Origin of the sequence: Micromonospora sp. NPDC048830 (genome assembly GCF_043198215.1) — a bacterium.
GTDB lineage: Bacteria > Actinomycetota > Actinomycetes > Mycobacteriales > Micromonosporaceae > Micromonospora.
On the sequence record NZ_JBICUP010000049.1, the window covers coordinates 17,818 to 38,626 of the forward strand.

Consider the following 20,809-nt stretch of genomic DNA (forward strand, 5'->3'; position numbering starts at 1 on the left):
CGCCCGGGGCGCCGCGACACGTTGATCCGGAGCGGGTCGCCCCCGTAGATTGTGGGCCCGGACAGTGAGGGGTGCTGATGCGAACTGTCGACTGGCGGGACGGTCTGATCATCGCGATCGACCAGACCCGGCTGCCGCACGAGGTCGAGTTCCTGGAGATCGGGACCGTCGAGGAGCTGATCGCCGCGATCCGGTCGCTGGCGATCCGGGGCGCGCCCGCGATCGGCGTCGCCGGGGCGCTCGGGGTGGCCCTCGCGGCCCGGCTGTACCCGGACGACCCGGCGGAGCTGCACCGGGCGCTCGACGCGATCCGGGCCGCCCGACCGACCGCGGTGAACCTCGCCTGGGGCGTCGACCGGGTGCGCGCCCGGCTCGAGGCCGACGGCGCGGAGGCGGCCCTGGCCGAGGCCCTGACGGTGCTGGAGGAGGACGTCCGCTGCTGCCGGGAGCTCAGCGAGCGGGGCGCCCGATGGCTGGTCGAGACGGTGGGGCCGCAGGTGGCGGTGCAGACCCACTGCAACGCCGGGGCACTGGCCACCGTCGAGTGGGGCACCGCGCTGGGCGTGGTCCGGTCCCTGCAGGAGCACGGGGCGCTGACCCACGTGTACGCCTCGGAGACCCGGCCGCTGCTGCAGGGCGCGCGGCTGACCGTGTGGGAGCTGGCCCAGATCGGCGCCCCGCACACGCTGGTGGTGGACTCGGCCGCCGCGTCGGTGCTGGCCCAGGGCCTGGTCCACGCGGTCGTGGTCGGCGCGGACCGGATCACCGCCAACGGTGACGTGATCAACAAGGTGGGCACGTACCCGCTGGCGCTGGCGGCGGCGCGCGCCGGGGTGCCGATGGTGGTCGCCGCCCCGGAGTCGACCGTCGACCTGGCCACCCCGTCCGGCCGGGACGTCCACATCGAGGTACGCGCCCCCGAGGAGATCACCGCCCTCGGTGCGGCGGCGCTGGCGCCGAAGGGCACCGGTACGCTCAACTACGCCTTCGACGTGACCCCGGCGGACCTGGTCACCGCCATCGTCACCGAGCGTCGGGTGATCCTGCCGGCCGCCGGTGGCCGCCCCGACGACCCCGCCTGACCCGCCCCCCGAGGAGCCGCCCCCGATGCTCAACCGCTGGTCCGCCGCCGACGCCCCGGACGCCTCCGACCCGGTCGCGCAGCTCGTGTACGCGTCCCGGCTCCTCGGCGCCGACACCGACCTGGTGCTGCACGGCGGGGGGAACACCTCGGTCAAGACGACGGTCACCGACCTGACCGGGGAGCCGGTGGAGGTGCTGCACGTCAAGGGCAGCGGCTCCGACCTGGCGACCATGACCGCGTCCGGCTTCACCGCGCTGCGGCTGGACCGGTTGCGGGCGCTGCTGCGGCTGGAGCGGCTCGGCGACAGCGACATGATGAACGAGCTGCGCTGCGCCCGCCTCGACGCGACCGCGCCGGACCCGAGCGTCGAGACGCTGCTGCACGCGCTGCTGCCGCACCCGGCCGTGCTGCACAGCCACGCCGACGCGCTGCTCGCCCTGACCAACCAGCCCAAGGGTGAGCGGCTGGTCGAGGAGGTCTACGGCGACAGCGTCGTCGTGGTCCCGTACGTGATGCCCGGTTTCGACCTGGCCCGGCTCTGCGCGCAGCTGTACCCGGCGCGCGCCCACGCCGGCACGGTCGGCGTGGTGCTGCTCAACCACGGGCTGTTCACGTTCGGCGCGGACGCCGAGGAGGCGTACCGCCGGCACATCGAGCTGGTCGGCCTGGCCGAGGAACGGATGGCCCTGCCGCGGCCCCGGGTCGCGCCGGCCGCGCCCCGCCCGGTCGACCGGGTGCGGCTGGCCCGGCTGCGCCGCGAGGTGTCGACCGCGGCGGGCGCCCCGATGGTGCTCAGCCGGTACGAGGACCTGGCCGTGCGGGCGTTCCTCGACCGGCCCGACCTGGCGGCGGTCGCCACCCGCGGCCCGCTCACCCCGGACCACGTGCTGCGCACCAAGCGGGTCCCGCTGATCGGCACCGACGTGACCGGGTACGCCGACGACTACCGCCGCTACGTCGAGCAGCACCGCGCCCGGGCCCGCACGGCGCTGACCGTGCTCGACCCCGCGCCCCGGGTGATCCTCGATCCGGAGCTGGGGATGCTCACCGCCGGCCGCCGGGCGGCCGAGGCGCTGATGGCCCGGGACATCTACCGGCACACCGTCGACGTGATCTCCGCGGCCGAGGCGGCCGGCGGCTACCAGGCGCTGCCGGCCCACGACATCTTCGACCTCGAGTACTGGGAGCTGGAGCAGGCGAAGCTGCGCCGGGGCGGCCCGGCGCCGGAGTTCGCCGGCGAGGTGGCGGTGGTGACCGGGGCGGCCTCGGGCATCGGCCGGGCCTGCGCCGAGGCGCTGCTGGCCCGGGGGGCCTGCGTGGTGGCCCTGGACCGGGACCCGTCGGTCGGCGGGTCGGACGGGCCGGCCCGGCTCGGCCTGACCGTCGACGTCACCGACGCCGCGGCCGTCGACGCCGCCCTGGACGCGGCGGTGGACCGGTTCGGCGGCGTGGACGTCGTCGTCGCGGCCGCCGGGATCTTCCCGGCCAGCCGGGAGATCGCCGGGCTGGATCCGGCCGACTGGCAACGCACGATGGCGGTGAACGCCGAGTCGGTGGCGTACCTGTTCTCCCGGACTCATCCGCTGCTGGCGCTCGCGCCCCGGGGTGGCCGGGTGGTCGTGGTCGCCTCGCGCAACGCCCTGGCCCCGGGGCCCGGCGCGGTCGCCTACTCGGCCTCGAAGGCGGCGGTGACGCAGGTGGCCCGGGTGGCGGCCATGGAGTGGGCGGCCGACGGCATCCGGGTCAACGTGCTGCACCCCGACGCGGTCTTCGACACCGGGCTGTGGAGCACGGAGATCCTCGAGGCCCGGGCCCGGCACTACGGGCTGACCGTGGCGGAGTACAAGCGGCGGAACCTGCTCCGTACGGAGATCACCAGCGCCCGGGTCGGCGACCTGGCCGCCACGCTGTGCGGGGAGACCTTCGCGGCCACCACGGGCGCGCAGATCACCGTGGACGGGGGCAACGACCGGGTGATCTGAGCACGGCCCGGAGCGCGGTGGCGCGGGCGGCCACCGCAGGATGGTCCGTCCCCTGGCTCTCCACGGGCCACTGCGCGGCCGGCGGTGCCCGCCCGGTACGCGACCGGACGGGCACCGCCGTCGCCGCCGAGGCGCGCCGCTCAGGCGCCCGCGCCTCGGATCGTGACGTCGTGCCTGGTGTAGGCGTACGCGTAGGTGTCGTCGCCGTCGAAGCGGATGTGGTACGTGTACTGGCCGCCCACCGGGGGCGTGTCGGTGATGGTGAACGAGCCGTCAGCGGCGAGCGGCATCAGCGGCAGATCGGCCCCGACAGAACCATTCTCGTTGGTGTAGACCCGGTACACCACGATCGACCCGGACACCGGCGTGGGCACGTTGCCGGCGGTACTCATCTGACCGGTGAGCGTGAGCGGCTTCTTGGCGTTTCCCGTCGTCGGGCCGGTCACGATCAGCGAAGTGGGGTGCTGGGCCACGTCGACCGTGGTCGTGGTCTGCGACCAGCGGAAGGCGGGGTTGCCGTCCCAGATGGCGGTGTAGCTGACGCTCCCGCCGGCCGGCGGGGTGTCGGTGACGGTGAAGGTGCCGTCCCCGGCGGTGGTCACGCCGGGCAGGGTGGCGGCGGTGCCGTCGGGTAGCGTGCGGGTGATCTCGATCGGCTGTGCGCCCGGCGCCGAACCGTCGGGGAAGGCGAGCCGGCCGGTCATGGTGAACGGGTCCAGCGCGGTCGCCGCAGTGGTGGCCGACAGGCTCAGCGTGGACGCCCGCAGGAGGGCGCCCTCCACGCGCCACAGGTAGAACCGGTTGTACGGCCAGTCGTTGATCAGGGCGTAGACGTCGTCGCCCAGCACCGAGAGGCTGCCGGTGACGAGGTCGCCCTTGTGGCTCATCTGGGCCTGCAGGGTCCTCGTCCCCGTGGCGGCGTCGTACACCCTGGCGTAGGGGCCGTACATCGTGCCGTAGAAGGCGGTGGCGACGTGTGCGCCGTTCGCGCTGAGCGCGACCGCGCCCGGTGCGCCCGGGTAGTCGGCCTTCGAGCCGTAGCTGCGGACCTTGGTCAGGGTCGTGGTATCCCAGACGTCGAAGCCGGATGTGGCGAAGACCGAGATGGCCTGGGTGCCGTCGGGCGTGATGGTGAGGTCGGTCAGGTTGGACAGGCCGTTGTCGGCGCCGTCGATGACGCCCCGCAGCGTCGCCGGGGTGGTGCTGACGTCGTACACCCGGGGGGTGGCGGGGTTGATCCCCGCCTCGGCGGTGAAGACCGTGTTGCCCGCGCCGGCGACCAAGGGCGCGCCGTACATCCGGGTGGCGACCTGGACGGGCGTGGGCGCGGCGATGGACAGGTCGAGGCCGAGAACGCCGCCGACAAAGTTGTTCTTGATTCCGTAGCCCACCCAGAGCTGGTCGCCGTCGAGGGACAGGTTCACCGGGGACGGGTACCCGGCCAGGTTGATCCGTCGGACGACGGCGAGGCTGGCCGCGTCGATCTCGGCGATCTCGTTCGAGCCGGACAGCGCCGCGTAGACCCGGCTGCCGTCGGGCGTGACGGCCAGGCCAGTCGGGTTTGCCAGGCCGGTGACGCTACCGGTGAGTGTGCCGTGGGCGTCGGCGACCAGGATGCGGTCGTTCGCGGAGACGAAGACCCGGCCGCCGGCTGCGGCCGTGTCGACGACGCCGGTTACGCCCTGGATCTGGATCAGGGTGGCGGTGTCCCTGGCGGCGGCGGGTGCGGTGGCGGCGATGAGGCCGGCTGCTGCGGCCATCGTCGATGCCAGGACTGAGCCGATCACTGTGCGGAATCGCACGTGCGGTCCCCTTTCGGTGGTAACCCCGTGATGCCGCGGCGTCCGGCGGAGCCGGTGCCGGGCCTGCGACAAGATCGTCGCGTCATGAGACTAGGCGACCTACCAGTCGGCATCGTTACACAGTGGATGAATACGTTCGCCAATGAGCGGCACTCCCTGTCGAGGCTGTCCACCACGAATCGCAGGTTCGCGGGCACCTTCCGGCCGTGCGCCTTGTTGAAACGGCGGCCTGAGCGTTGGTTTCTCGCTGGAACTACAGGGGGACCGCCAGCAGGGCGCTCGCGCCCGAGGGCGGCGGCCAGGTCCAGGCCGTGCACGCCGACCTCCACCACCCGGGTGGCCAGGAACTCTCGGGGCCCTGCCGGGCAACCGCGGCGTCGGCCGTCCGCCAGGCCCGGTCGAACTCGGCCGCGACGGCCGCCGGGTCGGGCAGCTCGCGGGCCTCCCGGCGGGCGCTGTCGATGCGCGCCCGGTCGACCTGCGGGGTGAACTTCGCCGCGCCGAAGTACCCGGCGGCGTCCACCTCCGCCCGGGGCGGGGCCAGCGCGGCCAGCATGCCGGCGAGCCGGCCGGCGCCGGTGGACACGTGGGCGATCAACTCCCGTACGCGCCACGGCGGGCACCCGGTCGGCCCGTCCAGGTCGGCGGCGCCGAGCCCGCCCAGGACGGCGCCGAGCCGCGCGCACTCGTCCCGGAACGCCGCCCGCACCGTGTCCATCGCCCCTCCCCCGAGATCTCCTGCCGTAGCCTCGCACGCCGGCCGTCGTCGTTTCGTGCCGGCCGGGGCGGGTACGCGCCCGGAGCGACGACGGAGAGGAGGCCCGGAGATGGCCGGCATCATGATGCGCAGTGTCGCGTTCAACGACCACGACCGCCTGCCGGATCGTTTCGCCCGCGAGGGCGAAAACGTCTCGCCGCCACTGGAGTGGGCCGACGTCCCCGACGGGACGCGGGAGCTGGTGCTGTTCGTCGAGGACCGCGACGCCGGCCGGGAGCCGTTCCTGCACTGGCTGGTCACCGGGATCAGCCCGGACTCGGGCGGGGTCGCCGAGGGCCAGGTGCCCACGGGCGGGCGGGAGTGGCCGAACGGGTTCGGGGCGCCCGGCTGGGGCGGGCCGCACCCGCCGCGCGGCGACGACCCGCACCGCTACTTCTTCCGCCTGTACGCCCTCGAACGGCCGCTGGAGTTGCCGGACGCGCCCGACGCCGGCGACGTGCACCGCGCGCTGGTGGACCGGGAGATCGCCAGCGGCAACATGGTGGGCACCTACGTCCGCACCTGACCGGGCGGCGACCGGGGACCCCGGCGGCGCCAGGCCGGCGGGGTCGCGGCCGGCGCGACGCCGGGCCGGCCGGGCCGGCGGGGCCGGCGGGGTCGCGGCCGGTCAGCCCTTGTGGCGGGGCACCAGCCGGTGGACGACGCCGAGCACCAGCGCGGCCACCACGCCGACCGTTCCGGCGATGCCGGCGGCGCTGCCGGCGTACCCGACGAACAGGGGCCGCCGGCCCAGCTCGTGCGGGTCCACCCGGGGCAGGTCGACCAGCCACCAGAGGGCGAGCACCGACGCGGCCACGGCCAGCGCGCCGCCGACGCCGAGCACGACGGCGGCGATCCGGTGCGCGTCGGCAGCTTCCACCTGTGCCCGTTCCCGCTGGGTGACCAGCAGCAGCAGCCCGGCCAGCGCCGCCCAGACGCCGACGACCAGGAACGCCGCGACCGCGTCGCTGGGCCGGTGCCAGCCGGCGGAGAGGGTGGCCACCCCGGCGGTCGCCGCGTACCCGGCGCCGAGGAACGCGCCGACGGCGCGCACCTTGCGCGGGAGCACGAGGATCAGCGCCAGCGCCACCGACGCCGCCACGGCCGTGTGCCCGCTGGGCAGGCTGTTGCCCGCCGCGGCCCGCTCCGGGTCGATGCCGAAGTCCGGGCGGACCAGGACGTACTTGAGCAGTTGCGTGGTCACGTTCGCGCCACCGATCAGCAGGGTGGCCGTGAGGGCCAGCGCGACCCGGCGCCGCATCAGCGCGATGAAGCCGATCACGGCCGTCGCCGCCAGCAGCGACACCGCCGACATCGCGTTGAGGAGCCGGTCCACGGGCCCGTCGATGTGGTCCCGGCCGATCCGGTTGCCGGTCAGCGCGACCGTGTCGAGCCACTGGCCGAGTTCGGTGTGCAGGGCGAAGCGCCACAGCACCCCGAGTGCGGCTGTCTGGGCGAGGGCCAGCACGACCAACCAGACCGCCGTCCAACCCCTCGCCGTCTCCCGCACCCGCACACCGTAACGGCACGCCGGGGACGTCGCCCGCCGGCCCACCGGCGGCCGGCGATACGTTGGGACGGACCCTGGAGGAGATGCCGTGACCGCCATGCCCGAGCCCGATCAGACGACGGCGTCCCCGCAGCCAGCCGGCCGGCCGGAGTCCCTCGCGGACCTGCTGGGCGGGCGGCGCGGGGCGGTGGACGCGACCCTCCCGCCGGTGGCGTTCGCGCTGGGCTGGCTGCTCACCGACCGGTCGCTGCTCGGCGGGGTCGCCGCCGCCGTGGTGGCCGGCACCGCGGTGGCGGGCTGGCGGCTACGGCGTGGCGACCGGCCCCGGTCGGTGCTCATCGGACTGCTGGCGGTGTGCGTGGCCGCGCTGATCGCGTTGCGCACCGGACGGGCGAGCGACTTCTTCCTGATCCAGGTGCTGTCCAATGTCGCCAGCGCACTGGCCTGGGCCGTCAGCGTCGTCGTGCGGTGGCCGCTGCTCGGGGTGCTGGTGGGCATGGCGCTGGCTCAGCGGGGGCGGTGGCGGCGCGACCCCGCGCTGCTGCGGGCGTACGCGCGCGGCAGCTGGGTGTGGGCCGGCACGTACGTGCTGCGGGTGGCGGTGTTCGTGCCGCTGTACCTCGGCGGGCAGGTGCTGGCGCTGGTGGTGGCGCGGGTCGCGCTGACCTGGCCGCTGGTGGCGGCGGCGTTGGCGCTGAGCTGGCTGGTGATCCGCCGGTCGCTGCCGGCCGGGCATCCGGGGCTGCGGCACCCGGTCACCGCGTCCGGCCCGGCCGCCGACGAGGACGCCGGGGCGGCGGAGGCGAGCGGGGCGGGAGAAGAAAGGGAGAGGCCGCCACGGGGGGAGCGGCCTCTCCGGTGACGTACGTTACTCCGTCGAAGACCGTGGTGTGATCCCCCGGCGGTCACTTTTTTCACGGCTTTTTCGCGGCAAGTTCAGCTTCGGGCGGTGGATCGGGCCGGCCGGTCCGCCAGGTGGGCCGGCCGGCCGGTCCCGGCTCGACCATGGGGATCGGTCCCCCGCCGACCGGTTACCCCGGGGGCCGGCGCCGGGCGGGCACGGCGTCTCCGCGCCCGCCCGGGGCGGCCTCAGCGCGGCAGTGCCTGCTGCAGCTCCGCCCGCAGCGCGGGCGTGAGCATCTCGCCGGCCTGCTTGGCCAGCCGGGCCATCTCGTAGCCGACCACGCCGATGTCGGCGTCCCCCGCGGCCAGGGTGGCCAGGATCGAGCCGTCGCGGATCTGCATGACCAGGAAGTACCCCCGGCCCATCTCCACCACGGTCTGCTTGACGACGTCGTCGTCGAACATCTGCGCCGCCCCGGCGGTGATGCTCATCAGCCCCGCGGTCACGGCGGCCAGCTTGTCGGCCTGGTCGCGGGGCAGGTGGTCCGAGATGGCCACCAGCAGCCCGTCGGACGACACCACGATCGCGTGCGCCACCCCGGGCACCCGCTCGGCGAACCCGCTGACCAGCCAGCTGAGGTCCCGCGCCTCCTGGCTCAGGGCCATCATTGTTGTCCTCCTTCGCTGCGCCCGCCGCCCGGCGGCAGGACGATCTCGGTGGTCTCCTCGGCCTCGGCCCGTCGTACCCCGCTGTACAGCCGCGACAGCATGCCGCCCACGGCCTCCGGGTCCGGGTCGTGCCGCCGCTGCTGCGGGCGCGTCGATCCCGTCATCGCGGCCAGTTGAGCCATCGGCACCCGCACGGGCAGCCCGCGGGCGTTGGTCCCGCCGGTGATCGGCGCGGCCGGCGGCGCCGGGACGGGTTTCGCCGCCGGCGCCGGGCCCTTCCGCGTCCACCAGCCGCCGCCCGCGCGTGCCTCCGGGCACGCCGCCGGGGCGAGCACGTCCTCCGCCCGCACCGGCACCGGACGGGGCGGCCGGGGCGCGACCGGAGGGTCCGGACGGCGGCCCGCCACCGGAAGCTCCGCCGTGTCCGCCGACGCGGGGGTCCCGGCCGGCCCGGCCAGCGCGGCGGTCAGCATCCGCCGGGGCGGCGGCGAGTACAGCCCGGCGGGCGGGGCGGGGGTGAGCAGCGCATCCGGGATCACGACCCGCGCCACCAGGCCCTCCTGGCCGGGGTGCAGACGCACCCGCACGGCGTGCCGGGCGGCCAGGTGGCTGACCACGAACAGGCCCATCCGCTCCGACGCCGCGACGTCGGCGGCCGGCGGGGTGGCGAGCACCTCGTTCGCCTCGGTCAACGCCGCCGGGCTCATGCCCAGCCCCGCGTCGCTGATCTCCACCAGCGCGCCCGGGGTGTGCGGCCGGGCCGTCACCGTCACCACGGTGTCCGGCCGGGAGAACGCGGTGGCGTTCTCCAGCAGCTCGGCGAACAGGTGCACCAGGTCACCGACGACGTGCCCCACGACGTGCAGGTCCGCCGCCGGCTCGTGGCGTACCCGCTGGTACTGCTCGGTCTCGGCGGCGGCGGCCAGCAGTACCGCGCCGAGCGCCACCGGCCGGTTCCACCGCCGGGTCGACTCGGTGCCGGCGAGCACCAGCAGGCTCTCGTCGTTGCGCCGCATCCGCGCGGCCAGGTGGTCGAGCTTGAACAGGTTCTCCAGCTGCTCCGGGTCGTTCTCCTCGCGCTCCAGCTCGTCGAGCAGCTCCAACTGCCGCTCCACCAGCACCTGGCTGCGCCGGGCGAGGTTGACGAACATCGCGTTGACGTTGCGGCGCATGGTCGCCTGCTCCACCGCGACGCCGACGGCGCTGCGGTGCACCGCCACGAACGCCTCCGCCAGCTCGCCGATCTCGTCCAGCGAGCGGATCACCGCGGGCGGCACCTCGATGTCGGACACCCCGCCGCTGACCTGACGGAGCTGGTCCAACGCGTCCGGCAGCTCGATCTGCGCGATGCGCAGCGCCTGGCCGCGCAGCAGCTTCAGGGAACGGGCGATGGACCGCCCGATCAGCACCGAGATCAGCACGGCGACCAGCAGGACGGCCACCGCCCCGCCCGCCAACGCCAGGGTCGCCCGCAGCTGCCCCGTGCTGGCCGCGTCGGCCCGGGCCACCGCGGCGGTCACCACTGCCTGTTCGAGCTGACGGAGCAGTTCCTGCCGCTGCTCGCTGGCCGCCCACCACTGCGGCGCGGGCAGCACCGCCGGCTCCGCGCCGCCGCTGGGCAGGCTCTGCTCCTCCAGCTCCACGGCCCCCACGAACGCCGGGTCCGCCGCCGTGCTCTCGTACCGGCGGATCTGCTCGGCCGTGGCCGCGGCCCGGAACGCGCCGAGGGCGGTGAGCTGCTGGGCGCGCAGGTCGGTCAGCTCGACGTGGTCCTCCACCCCGTACCGGCCGGCGCGGGCGGCGGCGTACAGCTCGGCGCGTACCCGGGAGGACAGCTCCTTGACCCGGGCGAGGTGGACGTAGCGCAGCACCGCGTCGTTGAGCGCGCGCTGGCCCTCACCCGCCGACGGCTGGGCGAGCAGGGTCAGCAGCGCGTCGACCGTCCGGTGGTAGTTGCCGAGGATGGTGTCGCTGGACAGCACCGCCGGCGGCACCGTCGGCCGGATGTAGATGATCTGGTCGTACGCCTCCAGCGCCTCCGAGTACGCCACCCGCCACGCGGCGGAGGTGTCGGCCAGCGGCTCGGCCGCGCGCCGGAGCTCCTGCACGGCCTGGTCGCTGGCCAGCTGCAACGGCCGCAGCGCCGTGATCGCCGCGTCCCGGTCGGCGCGGCCGCCGGCCCGCCGCAGCTCGGCCAGCTCGCCGGCGGTACGGTCGCGCTCCTGCTGGAGCTGGTGCACCGCGGCGGCGATCTCCGGGCCGATGCCGACCTGCCGGGCGAACTGGCTCAACGCCGTGGTCTGCCCCACCAGGCCCTGGGTCTGCACCCCGGCCAGCACCAGGAACGCCGCCGTCGGGATGACCAGCACCGCGGTGAGCTTGGTCCCCATCCGCCAGTCCTGCAGCCGCAGTGGCGAGCGGCGGCGGTGCGGCACGACGCGTACGTCGAACCGGCGTCGGGCATGGTTCGACAGCCCGCCCCGCGCCGGGTCGGGACCTGCGCCCAAACCTGCCTCCTAGGTCCCCTCGCGTTCGCCGTAACCGGACAGCGGGTCCATCCAACCAGCCCGGCCGGCGGTGTCAACGTCCCTAACTGAGTGGATGCTCAGGAAGGGGACGCAGGACGCGCGGACCTGACGGGGTCGGTGAGGGTCCCTCATCCGTCCGTACGATGTGGACGAGCCGCACGGGGGCGTCCAGCCGCCCCAATGCGACCCGCGCCGCGCCCGCCGCGCCGATCTCCGGGTCGGGCTGGTAGCGCACCGGCCGCGGTGCCAGGCTAGCCGCGAAGGACTCCCGCCACCAGGCCGAGGCCGCCATCGCGCCCCCGCCGAGCACCACCTCCACCGGGCCGTCCACGATGGACTCCAGCTCGCCGAGGTCGGCGGCGATCAACCGGCAGACCCCGGCCATCAGGCCGGCCACGATCGCCACCGCGTCCGTGGCGAGGTCCAGACCGCGCAACGCCCCGGAGCCGGCCGGGGCCAGACCCGGCGCCCGGTCGCCGCCGAACCTCGGGTCGGCCGCCACGCCGCCGCCCGGCGGGATCCGCGCCAGCGCGGCGTCCAACTCCGCGCCCTGCGGCAGCCGCAGCTCGCGCCGCGCCCAGGCGAACAGGTTCCCCCCGGAGGAGTACGCCGTCCCGGTCAGCACGTGGTCGTGGTCGACCCGGTACCGCCACAGCCCCTCCGGCAGCGGCGGCAGCCCCTGCCCGGCCGGCGCCGGCTGCACCAGCCGGACGGCTGCCGACGTGCCCACCGTGACCGCCGCCCGGCCCGGGTCGACGCACCCCGACCCGACGTTCGACGCCGCGCCGTCGCCCACCGGGGCCGCCCACGCCGCGCCCGCCAGGTGCGGCCAACGCCGGGCGTGCTCCCGCCGCAGCCGGCCGCGCCAGCCGGCCGGGGCCAGCTCCGGCAGTTCCCCCGGTCGGGCGCCGGCCAGCGCGCACGCCTCGGCGTCCCAGCTCAGCGCGGACAGGTCGAGCAGGCCCGTGCCCGAGGCCTGGGACACCGACATCGGCGCCTCCTCCAGCAGCGTGCCGAGCACGTACTCCACCAGGCCGACGAACCGGGCCGGCGGGGTCGCCGTCCGCTCCCGCAGCCACGGCATCCGCACCGACCAGTAGGCCCGGTGCCACCAGGTGCCGGTGCGCTGGTGGTAGGCCGCCTCGTCGGCCGGGCCGGTCACGCCGGCCGGCGGCTCGGAGCGGGTGTCCAGCCAGGTGAGCACCGGCCCCATCGGCTCGCCGGCCCCGTCCAGCGCCAGCAACGAGTGCCACTGGCCGGACGTGGCGACCAGCCCCACGTCGCGCAGGTGCCCACCGGCGGCCAGCTCGTCCAGGCACTCCACGAGGTGGCCCAGGTAGGTGGGGCCGTCGACGGTGGCGGCGCGGCCGGCCACGTTCAGGCGCACCTTACGGCGGGCCAGGGCGCCGGGACGCGGCACCGCGTCCGCGTCCAGCACCAGGCCCCGCACCGAGGAGGTGCCCAGGTCCAGCGCGAGGATGTCCATCGTCGATCACCGTACCCGTCGGGCGCGGAACCGGCCCGGCGTCCGCCGCGGCGCGCGGGACGGCGGCACCGGTCCCGTACGGCGGGATCGGGTGCCCGGGGTGTGGTCCCGGCGCGTAGGCTGGCGACATGCCCGCGCACCTGTCCAGCTGGTGGCCCGCCGACCCGGCGGCCCACCCCCGCGCGTAGCTTCCCACGCGGCCGCCCGACGAGGCGGTCGCCGGTCCTCCCCGGTCCCCGGGCCGCCCCCGACGGGCGCCGCCCAGCCACCAGGAGACCCGATGACCAGCCCGCACGACCTGCTCGCCGCCGCCGGCGAAGGCGTCGACCCCGGCCCGTTCGCGCTCGTACGCCGCGAGGGCGCCGACCACCTCGACCTGTTCACCGGCACCGTACGCGCGGTCGACCGGCTCGCCGACGTCCCGCTGCCCGACGGGCCGCCCGGGCCGCGCACGCTGGCGCTGGTGCCCTACCGGCAGGTCACCGAACGCGGATTCGCCTGCATCGACGACGGCACCCCGCTGGAGTGCCTGGAGATCACCGGGCACGCCCGGATCCCGCTGACCGACGCCCTCGCGGCCCTGCCGACCACCCCGGTCGTCACCACCGGCGCGGGGTTCGACACCGGCGACGCCGAGTACGCCGACACCGTGGCCCGCGTGCTCGCCGAGGAGATCGGCCGGGGCGAGGGCGCCAACTTCGTCATCCACCGCACCATGCGCGCCACCGTGCAGGGCCGGCCGCTGGTCGCGGCCCTGTCCGCGCTGCGCCGCCTGCTGACCGGCGAACGCGGCGCGTACTGGACGTTCGTGGTGCACACCGGGCAGCGGACCCTCGTCGGGGCCAGCCCGGAGCGGCACGTCAGCGTCGACGACGGCCTCGCCATGATGAACCCGATCAGCGGCACCTTCCGCCACGGCGGCAACGCCGACCGCGACGCCCTGCTGCGCTTCCTCGCCGACCCCAAGGAGGTCGAGGAGCTGTACATGGTGCTCGACGAGGAGCTGAAGATGATGGCCACCGTCGCCGAGCACGGCGGGCAGGTCGTCGGCCCGTACCTCAAGGAGATGGCGCACCTGGCCCACACCGAGTACCTGCTGGCCGGGCGCGGCTCCCTCGACGTGCGGGACGTGCTCCGCGAGACCATGTTCGCCCCCACGGTCACCGGCAGCCCCATCGAGAACGCCTGCCGCGTCATCGCCCGGCACGAGGCGACCGGCCGGCGCTACTACGCCGGGGTGCTGGCCCTGCTCGGCCGCGACGACGCCGGCCGGCAGACGCTGGACGCGCCGATCCTGATCCGCACCGCCGAGCTCTCCCCCACCGGCGAGCTGCGCGTCTCCGTCGGCGCCACCCTGGTGCGCCACTCCACGCCCGAGGGCGAGGTGGCCGAGACCCACGCCAAGGCCGCCGCCGTGCTGGCCGCCCTCGGCCTGCACCCCGACGCCCCCGCCCCCGGCCCGGAGCCCGCCCCGCGGCTGGCCGACGACCCCGAGGTACGGGCCGCGCTGGCCGCCCGCAACGCGCCCCTGGCCCGGTTCTGGCTGGACCAGCGGACCCCGAGGACGGCCGTCCTGCCCGGGCTGGCCGGCCGCCGCGCGCTCGTCGTGGACGGGGAGGACACGTTCACGGGCATGCTCGCCCACCAACTGCGTGCCCTCGGGCTCACCGTCGAGGTGACCCCGTGGCACGCGCCCGCCCCCGACGCCGGACAGTACGACCTGACGGTGGCCGGCCCCGGCCCGGGCGACCCCCGGGCGGTGGACCAGCCGAAGATGGCCGCGCTGCGCGAACTGCTCGCCGAGCGGCTGGCCGGCGGCCGGCCCACGCTGGCCGTCTGCCTCGGCCACCAGCTGCTCTGCGGGCTCCTCGGCCTGCCGCTGCACCGCCGGGAGGCGCCGTACCAGGGGTTGCAGCGGGACGTCACCGTGTTCGGCGCGACCCGGCGGGTCGGCTTCTACTCCACCTTCACGGCCCTGGCCGACGCCGACCGGGTGCCCACCCCGTACGGGCCGGTGGAGCTGTCCCGCGACCCGGCGGACCGGGCGGTGCACGCGCTGCGCGGGCCCGGCTTCGCCGGGGTGCAGTTCCACCCGGAGTCGGTGCTCAGCCGCGACGGCCTGGCGGTCCTCGCCGACCTGCTCGGGCACCTGCTGTCGGTGCCGCCCCACGCCGCGCCCGGCGGCGGGCCGGGCCGGCTGCCGGCCGGGACGGCGCATGGAACGGCCGAGCGGGGGTAGGGATGCGACGACCGGCGGCCCGGGCGGGTCGAGAGCCCCCGCCCGGCCGCCGGTCCCCGTCACCCCCCGGCCAGTCCCTGCTTCAGCGCGGCGCCGATCTGCACCGCCCGCCTCGCCGTCAGCGCCGTCGCGGACAGCGCCACGTGGTCCGGCGCGATCTCGCCGTTGTTGCTGGTGTGCGAGGCGCCGTACGGGTTGCCGGCGACGAACTGGCTCGGGTCCGTGTAGCCGGGGGTCACCACGACGCCGCCCCAGTGGTAGAAGACGTTGAACAACGACAGCAGGGTCGACTCGTGCCCGCCGTGGGCGGTCGCGATGGAACAGAACGCCGAGTAGACCTTGTTCGCCAGCGCGCCCTGCGCCCACAGCGGCCCGGTGGTGTCGATGAACTGCTTGAGCTGGGCGGCGATCATCCCGTACCGGGTCGGCGAGCCGAAGATCACCACGTCGGCCCAGGCCAGGTCGTCCGGCTGCGCCTCCTCGACGTTCTGCGTCTCCAGGCGGTGCGCCTGCCACCCCGAGTTGGACCGGATCGCCTCGTCCGGCGCCAGCTCACGCACCTTGCGCAGGCGTACCTCCGCGCCGGACTCCCCGGCGGCCTCGCACGCCGCCTGCGCCATCTGGTACGTGATGCCGGTCGCGCTGTAGTAGATCACCGCGACCTTGATCGGGCCAGCCATCAGTCGTCCTCTCCTCGGCTCGGGTCAGCTCCGGCGCTACCCGTTACTTGCGGCGTCAAACGGCCGGAGTGCGCCCGCCGGCTCTGACCAGGGCGGCGACGGTCACACGACGAGGTGGCCGGCCGGGGGCGGGCGGTACCCTGCTGCGGTGATCCTGCCCCTGCCTCCCGGTGACTTCCAGGCCTACCTCTTCGACTGCGACGGCACCATCGCCGACTCCATGCCCCTGCACTACACCGCCTGGTGCCAGGCCCTCGGCGAGTGGGGCTGCGACTTCCCGGAGGATCTGTTCTACGCCTGGGGCGGTCGGCCGGTGGCCGACATCGTCGTCACCCTCAACGAACAGCAGGGCCTGGCCATGCCGGTGGACGTCGTCGCCCGGCGCCGGGAGGAGCTCTACCAGCAGCTCCTGCCGACCCTCACCGCCGTACCCGGGGTGCTACGGCACATCCAGGACGCCCACCGGCGCGTCCCGTTCGCCGTGGTCTCCGGCAGCACCCGCGAGTCCGTCACCGCCTCGCTGAAGGCGCTCGACCTGCTCGACAAGTTCGACGTGCTGGTCTGCGCCGGCGACTACGCCAGGGGCAAGCCCGACCCGGAGGCCTTCCTGCTCGCCGCCCGGCTGCTCGGCGTCCCGCCGCGGTCCTGCCTCGTCTTCGAGGACGCGGACCTGGGCATCCAGGCCGCCACCGCGGCGGGCATGGCCTCGGTGCGGGTCCCGGAACCCCGGAAACGCTAACGCCCGGCCCGCACACTGGCGTCGGCTCAAAATTTACGCAAGTTCCTGACACAACGGGCTCTGAACTGTCGGCGCACGGCATGCTGAACGGGCCGGCGCCAGCGGTCGGGACCGCCGCCCCGCGCCGGTCGGCCTGACACGGGGGATCGCGCTCCGCCGGCGACGGGGGCCGGCGAAGCGCGATCAGGGGAACCGGCACTGATGGCGGTCACCTCCCGGCGGCGACCCGCTTGCCCTTCCAGACCTTGTCGGCCAGGCTGACCAGCAGGTCGTCGACGCCGACACCGGCCAGGTGCCAGGAGGCGTGGGTACGCGCGAAACGGGCCAGCGACTCGTCGACACCGCGCCTGAGCAGCAGTTCGTGGCCGGCGTGCTCGTGGGCGGATCCGGGCCCGGACAGTTCCTCGGGGTGCAGCACCTTGCCGATGTCGTGGGTGGCGGCGCCGAAGAGCACCGCCGAGCGATCCATCCCGAGCTGCGGGAACCGGTCCGCCACCGCGTCCGTGAGCCGCACGGCCACGTCGTGGACCGCCCGCAGGTGCGCGGCCACGCTGCGCTTCGCGGACGGAAGCACCATCGACGTACCCGTGCACCCCCGACGACCATCGTCGGTTCACCCTCACCGAGGATCCGGGCCAGCTTTCCGCCGCGGGTGTCGGACCGGTCGCCTATGCTGGCCGCCGACCCACGGAGGGAGGCGGCCTTGTCCGTACGGCTCACCGGCGCCGAGGCGCTCGCGTTGCGGATGACCAGCCTGCTGCTGCGCCCGCACCCCACCGCGCGTCCCGAGGGCGTGGCCGGGGTCGTCGAGTGGTTCGGCGCGATGCAGGCGCAGGACGCCGCGAGCGGGCTGTGGTCGCTCGGCGCGCGGCTGCCCGGGTGGACGCAGGCCGACGTGCAGGAGGCGCTGGAGCGGCGGGAGGCGCTGCGCACCTGGCCGATGCGGGGCACGGTGCACCTGGTGCCGTCCCGGGACGCCCGCTGGATGCTGGAGGTCACCGGGGTGCGCGCGCTCGCCGGGGCGGAGCGGCGGCGGGCCGTGCTCGGCCTCACCGAGGCCGAGGCCGACCGGGCCGCCGACGTGCTCGGCGCGGCGCTGGCCGGCGGCGGGCGGCTGACCCGCGCGGAGTGCGTGGCCGCGCTCACCGCCGGCGGCGTCGACGCCGCCGGGCAGCGGGCCTACCACCTGCTCTGGTACGCCGCCCAGCGCGGCGTCACCTGCATCGCCCCGCACGTCGGCACCGAGCAGACCTTCGCCCTGCTCGACGAGTGGGTGCCGGACCCGCACCGCCCCGACCGCGACGAGGCGCTCGGCATCCTGGCGCTGCGCTACTTCCGCAGCCACGGCCCCACCACCCGGCAGGACTTCGCCGGCTGGACGGGCCTGACCGCCACCGACGCCAAGCGGGGCATCGCCGTGGCCGGCGACGCCCTGGCCACCGTCTCCGTGGACGGGGTGGAGGCGGTCATGGACGCCGCCCTGCTGGACGCGCCCCGCGCCCCGGTCGACGACGTGCTCGCCCTGCCCGGCTTCGACGAGTACCTGCTGGGCTACAAGGACCGCTCGCTGATGGTCGACCCCGCGCACAGGCAGGCCATCATCCCCGGCGGCAACGGGGTCTTCCAGCCGACGGTCGTCCGGGGCGGGCGGGTGGTGGGCACCTGGAAGCGGTCCGTCGGCAAGACCCGGGTGAAGCTGTCCGTGCGCCCGCTGGCCGCCCTCGACGCGTCCACCCGGGCCCGGGCGGAGGACGCCCTGGCGGGCTACGCCCGGTTCCTCGACCTGCCGCCCGTGGTCGACTGGGCCGCCGCCTCCTGAGCCGTGTCGGGGACGTGGCGGTATCCGGGTGCCACCGATGCCGCCACGTCCCCGACACGGGGTATCAGTCCGCCAGCGCGCCGGACGCCCGCCCCTCGTGCAGCGTCAGGTTGCGCCCGGTCGACGGGTCGAACAGGATGACGAACTCGCCGTCGGCGATCTCCAGGTCGACGTCCCGCACCGCCACGGTCCCGTCCGGGAACCGCTTGCCCACCTTGTCCAGCACGATGTCAGCCATTTGTTACCACCTATCCCTTGACCGCGCCGGAGGTCAGGCCGGAGACGATGCGGCGCTGGAAGAAGAGCACGAACAGGATGATCGGAACGGTGATCACCACGGCGGCGGCGCAGATCGCCCCGGTAAGGTCCTCGAACTGCGACTCGCCGGTGAAGAACGACAGCGCCACCGGCACCGTGCGGGCCCGCTCGGTGGAGGTCAGCGTGATCGCGAACAGGAAGTCGTTCCAGCAGAAGATGAAGACCAGGATCGCCGTGGTGAACACCCCCGGCGCGGCCAGCGGGGCGATCACCCGCCGGAACGCCTGCCCCTGCGTGGCGCCGTCCATCTTCGCCGCCTTCTCCAGATCCCACGGGATCTGCTTGAAGAACGCCGACAGCGTGTAGATCGCCAGCGGCAGTTCTGTGTCTTCCCCCCACGCGAGGGCGCCCGCCCCGGCCCGTTCGGACTGGTGGTGGACAGCGCCGACCCGGTCGCCCAGGCCACCTGGTGGGCGGGCGTGGTCGGCGGCCGGGTCGAGCCGACCGACGAGGGCGCGGCGGCCCTGGTCGGGGCCGGGGGCTTTCCGTGGGACCGCTGGGTGTTCGACCCGGTGCCGGAGCGCAAGCGGGTCAAGAACCGCATGCACTGGGACGTGGACCTGGCCGGGCCGGACCCGACCCGGCTGATCGCCGCCGGGGCTACGCTGCTGCGCGAGCCCGACGCCGACATCCGGTGGTGGGTGCTGGCCGACCCGGAGGGCAACGAGTTCTGCGCCTTCGCGCCGCGGCCGGCCGCCTGACGCGCCGCCGTCGACGTCGACACGCCTCCGGTCCACCCCAGCCTGCCCGAACGGCTGGTATCGGCGCGAACCGTCCGCCGCCGTTCGCCCGGTTCGGCAGGATCATCCGGGGCACCGCACCTCCGACGCGAGCACCCTGCCGGTACGGCGTGCGGGTGGCCGCCGTACCGGCCGTGGTTTGGCCGGCGCCCGCGGTGGGGTACCGCACGCCGAGGAAGGAGTGCCGATGTCGGAGCCACACGTCACGCTCGACCCGAGCGGGCTCGACCCTGTGCAGCGCAAGCTGCGCGGCCCGTTGGAGGATCAGCTGACCTCGGCGCTGCGGGCGGCCACCGACCGGGTCCGGGCCGACTACGCGGGCGAGCCTGTCGAGCAGGTCTGCCAGCGGCTGCTGGACGAGACGAGGGCCGGGTTGCACCCCGACATCGCCGCCGGCTTCGAGCCGGACATGGAGGAGTTCTGCCGGGTCGCGGTGGCCATCGTCCGGGGCGACCTGACCTGACCCGCGCCCCGGGTACGGGCACGGGTCAGGGCCGGGTCCGCAACTCCCCGGCCCTGACCCACCAGCCGTCCGGCGGGGCAGCGGAAAAACTCGCCGCCTCGGACGCGCGGGCGTGGCACGCCGCCCACGCCGGGCCCGACACGACGATCCGGCCCGCCTGCACTCAGCTCCACGGTGCTCCGCCGCCGGACCACGGTGCGTTTCGGCTCACCCCGAAGAGCCGCGAACGCCGGCCCAGGTTAGGCGCGTCCGCGCAGGTGGGACAAGGTCGTCCGGGCCCGGTGCGGGGTGATTCATGTCAATGCCGAAAAACGGCATGTCCCCGTAACACGGTCAGCCCCACAGGCGCTGTTACCCACCGGGGACGGGCGGGACCTCCGGCCTCAGAAGTGCCCGAGCAGGTCCGGGAAGGCCGCCAGCCGGAGCACGCCGGTGTCGGTGGGGTCCAGGTCGTCGTGCTCCAGCACCCAGGTGTTCTCGTTCGGGATGAACACCGCCCGCATCCCCGCCGCCCGGGCCGGCAGGATGTCCGACATCGGGGAGTTGCCGATCATCCACGCGACGCCCGGATCGAAGCCGTGCTCCCGGGCCAGCCACCGGTAGGTGTCGACGTCCTTCTCCCGTACGACGTGGGCGGCGTGGAAGTGGTGCAGCAGGCCGCAGGCGTCGAGCTTGCGCTGCTGCTCCTCCCGGTCGCCCTTGGTCAGCAGCAGCAGGCGGTACCGCCCGGCGAGGGCGTCGAGCGTCGCGGCGACCCCGGGCATCAGCTCGACCCGGTGCGCCACCAGCGCCTCGGCCAGCGCGTCGATCTCCCGGCGCTCCGCGTCGGTGGCCGGCCGCTCGCGCAGCCCCTCCAGGCACTCCCCCAGGCTGCGCAGGAAGACCTTGCTGCCGTACCCGTGGACGACGGCGTTGGCCCGCTCGACGTCGTCGAGGATCGCGCGGATCTCGGCGCGGTCCAGCGTCGGGTGGTCCAGCCAGTCCAGGAAGTCGTCGATCACCCGCTCGAAGAGGACGTTGTTCTCCCACAGCGTGTCGTCGGCGTCGAACACCAGCACCTCGGCGTCGCGGCGCCGCCCCGTGACCTGCTCCATCGGCTTCCTCCCCGGTAACCCGGGACACGGTACTGCCAACGGCGCCAGCGGCACGC

General features: G+C 75.1%; 17 protein-coding genes and 3 pseudogenes. 9 read left to right on the forward strand and 11 right to left on the reverse strand.

Annotated features, from left to right (window positions below):
- The first annotated feature begins 77 nt into the window (after window positions 1-77).
- On the forward strand, window positions 78-1,082 hold the full coding sequence (gene mtnA, locus ACGFIZ_RS29005; protein WP_393424717.1) for an S-methyl-5-thioribose-1-phosphate isomerase: 1,005 nt from the start codon (window positions 78-80) through the stop codon (window positions 1,080-1,082).
- Window positions 1,083-1,107: 25 nt separating this feature from the next.
- Window positions 1,108-3,066 (forward strand): bifunctional aldolase/short-chain dehydrogenase, encoded by a 1,959-nt coding sequence (locus tag ACGFIZ_RS29010; RefSeq protein ID WP_393424720.1) that lies wholly within the window; start codon window positions 1,108-1,110, stop codon window positions 3,064-3,066.
- A 140-nt stretch (window positions 3,067-3,206) separates the two neighbouring features.
- Here the strand turns inward: ACGFIZ_RS29010 and ACGFIZ_RS29015 are convergent, their stop codons facing one another.
- Complete coding sequence (locus tag ACGFIZ_RS29015; RefSeq protein ID WP_393424723.1) at window positions 3,207-4,853, reverse strand: hypothetical protein; 1,647 nt, start codon at window positions 4,851-4,853, stop codon at window positions 3,207-3,209.
- Window positions 4,854-5,068: 215 nt separating this feature from the next.
- Window positions 5,069-5,586: pseudogene (locus tag ACGFIZ_RS29020) on the reverse strand (maleylpyruvate isomerase N-terminal domain-containing protein); the annotation flags it as partial.
- Between the two features lie 109 nt (window positions 5,587-5,695).
- Between ACGFIZ_RS29020 and ACGFIZ_RS29025 the strand changes: the two are divergent.
- Complete coding sequence (locus ACGFIZ_RS29025) at window positions 5,696-6,151, forward strand: YbhB/YbcL family Raf kinase inhibitor-like protein (protein WP_393424726.1); 456 nt, start codon at window positions 5,696-5,698, stop codon at window positions 6,149-6,151.
- 102 nt (window positions 6,152-6,253) lie between these two features.
- Here the strand turns inward: ACGFIZ_RS29025 and ACGFIZ_RS29030 are convergent, their stop codons facing one another.
- Window positions 6,254-7,141, reverse strand: a complete 888-nt coding sequence (locus ACGFIZ_RS29030) for a phosphatase PAP2 family protein (protein ID WP_393424729.1) — start codon at window positions 7,139-7,141, stop codon at window positions 6,254-6,256.
- Between the two features lie 91 nt (window positions 7,142-7,232).
- Here ACGFIZ_RS29030 and ACGFIZ_RS29035 point away from each other — a divergent pair, with 91 nt between their 5' ends.
- A complete protein-coding gene (locus ACGFIZ_RS29035; protein ID WP_393424785.1) occupies window positions 7,233-7,997 on the forward strand; it encodes a DUF3159 domain-containing protein in 765 nt (254 codons plus the stop codon).
- Window positions 7,998-8,224: 227 nt separating this feature from the next.
- On the opposite strand, the gene ACGFIZ_RS29040 is transcribed toward ACGFIZ_RS29035, so the two are convergent.
- From ACGFIZ_RS29040 to ACGFIZ_RS29050, 3 genes are all read right to left on the reverse strand, one after another.
- Window positions 8,225-8,647, reverse strand: a complete 423-nt coding sequence (locus tag ACGFIZ_RS29040) for a roadblock/LC7 domain-containing protein (protein WP_393424732.1) — start codon at window positions 8,645-8,647, stop codon at window positions 8,225-8,227.
- Complete coding sequence (locus ACGFIZ_RS29045) at window positions 8,644-11,154, reverse strand: nitrate- and nitrite sensing domain-containing protein (RefSeq protein ID WP_393424734.1); 2,511 nt, start codon at window positions 11,152-11,154, stop codon at window positions 8,644-8,646. The genes ACGFIZ_RS29040 and ACGFIZ_RS29045 overlap by 4 nt, the downstream gene beginning before the upstream one ends.
- Window positions 11,155-11,236: 82 nt before the next feature.
- On the reverse strand, window positions 11,237-12,661 hold the full coding sequence (locus ACGFIZ_RS29050; protein WP_393424737.1) for an FGGY family carbohydrate kinase: 1,425 nt from the start codon (window positions 12,659-12,661) through the stop codon (window positions 11,237-11,239).
- A 280-nt stretch (window positions 12,662-12,941) separates the two neighbouring features.
- Between ACGFIZ_RS29050 and ACGFIZ_RS29055 the strand changes: the two genes are divergently transcribed.
- Window positions 12,942-14,900 carry an anthranilate synthase family protein gene (locus ACGFIZ_RS29055; RefSeq protein ID WP_393424740.1) on the forward strand — a complete coding sequence of 653 codons (1,959 nt, stop codon included), beginning with the start codon at window positions 12,942-12,944 and terminating at the stop codon, window positions 14,898-14,900.
- 59 nt (window positions 14,901-14,959) lie between these two features.
- On the opposite strand, the gene wrbA is transcribed toward ACGFIZ_RS29055, so the two are convergent.
- Window positions 14,960-15,580 (reverse strand): NAD(P)H:quinone oxidoreductase, encoded by a 621-nt coding sequence (gene wrbA / locus ACGFIZ_RS29060; RefSeq protein WP_393424743.1) that lies wholly within the window; start codon window positions 15,578-15,580, stop codon window positions 14,960-14,962.
- Between the two features lie 148 nt (window positions 15,581-15,728).
- On the opposite strand from wrbA, the gene ACGFIZ_RS29065 reads away from it, so the two are divergent.
- Entirely contained in the window at window positions 15,729-16,319 is a 591-nt protein-coding gene (locus ACGFIZ_RS29065; protein ID WP_393424746.1) for an HAD family hydrolase, read from the forward strand.
- 208 nt (window positions 16,320-16,527) lie between these two features.
- Here ACGFIZ_RS29065 and ACGFIZ_RS29070 read toward each other — a convergent pair whose 3' ends face one another.
- Window positions 16,528-16,896, reverse strand: a complete 369-nt coding sequence (locus tag ACGFIZ_RS29070; protein ID WP_393424749.1) for an HD domain-containing protein — start codon at window positions 16,894-16,896, stop codon at window positions 16,528-16,530.
- A gap of 126 nt (window positions 16,897-17,022) precedes the next feature.
- On the opposite strand from ACGFIZ_RS29070, the gene ACGFIZ_RS29075 reads away from it, so the two are divergent.
- Window positions 17,023-18,138 carry a winged helix DNA-binding domain-containing protein gene (locus ACGFIZ_RS29075; RefSeq protein ID WP_393424752.1) on the forward strand — a complete coding sequence of 372 codons (1,116 nt, stop codon included), beginning with the start codon at window positions 17,023-17,025 and terminating at the stop codon, window positions 18,136-18,138.
- A 97-nt stretch (window positions 18,139-18,235) separates the two neighbouring features.
- Here the strand turns inward: ACGFIZ_RS29075 and ACGFIZ_RS29080 are convergent.
- Together ACGFIZ_RS29080 and ACGFIZ_RS29085 are read right to left on the reverse strand one after the other, a co-directional pair.
- Window positions 18,236-18,376 (reverse strand): annotated as a pseudogene (locus tag ACGFIZ_RS29080) (ABC transporter ATP-binding protein); the annotation flags it as partial.
- 10 nt (window positions 18,377-18,386) lie between these two features.
- Window positions 18,387-18,776: pseudogene (locus ACGFIZ_RS29085) on the reverse strand (carbohydrate ABC transporter permease); the annotation flags it as partial.
- A 54-nt stretch (window positions 18,777-18,830) separates the two neighbouring features.
- Between ACGFIZ_RS29085 and ACGFIZ_RS29090 the strand changes: the two are divergent.
- Both ACGFIZ_RS29090 and ACGFIZ_RS29095 read left to right on the forward strand, forming a co-directional pair.
- Window positions 18,831-19,157: a VOC family protein gene (locus ACGFIZ_RS29090; protein ID WP_393424755.1), complete on the forward strand. Its 327-nt coding sequence runs from the start codon at window positions 18,831-18,833 to the stop codon at window positions 19,155-19,157.
- Window positions 19,158-19,383: 226 nt separating this feature from the next.
- Window positions 19,384-19,659 carry a hypothetical protein gene (locus ACGFIZ_RS29095; RefSeq protein WP_393424758.1) on the forward strand — a complete coding sequence of 92 codons (276 nt, stop codon included), beginning with the start codon at window positions 19,384-19,386 and terminating at the stop codon, window positions 19,657-19,659.
- Window positions 19,660-20,042: 383 nt separating this feature from the next.
- Here ACGFIZ_RS29095 and ACGFIZ_RS29100 read toward each other — a convergent pair whose 3' ends face one another.
- A complete protein-coding gene (locus ACGFIZ_RS29100) occupies window positions 20,043-20,753 on the reverse strand; it encodes an HAD family hydrolase (protein WP_393424761.1) in 711 nt (236 codons plus the stop codon).
- Window positions 20,754-20,809 lie beyond the last annotated feature (56 nt).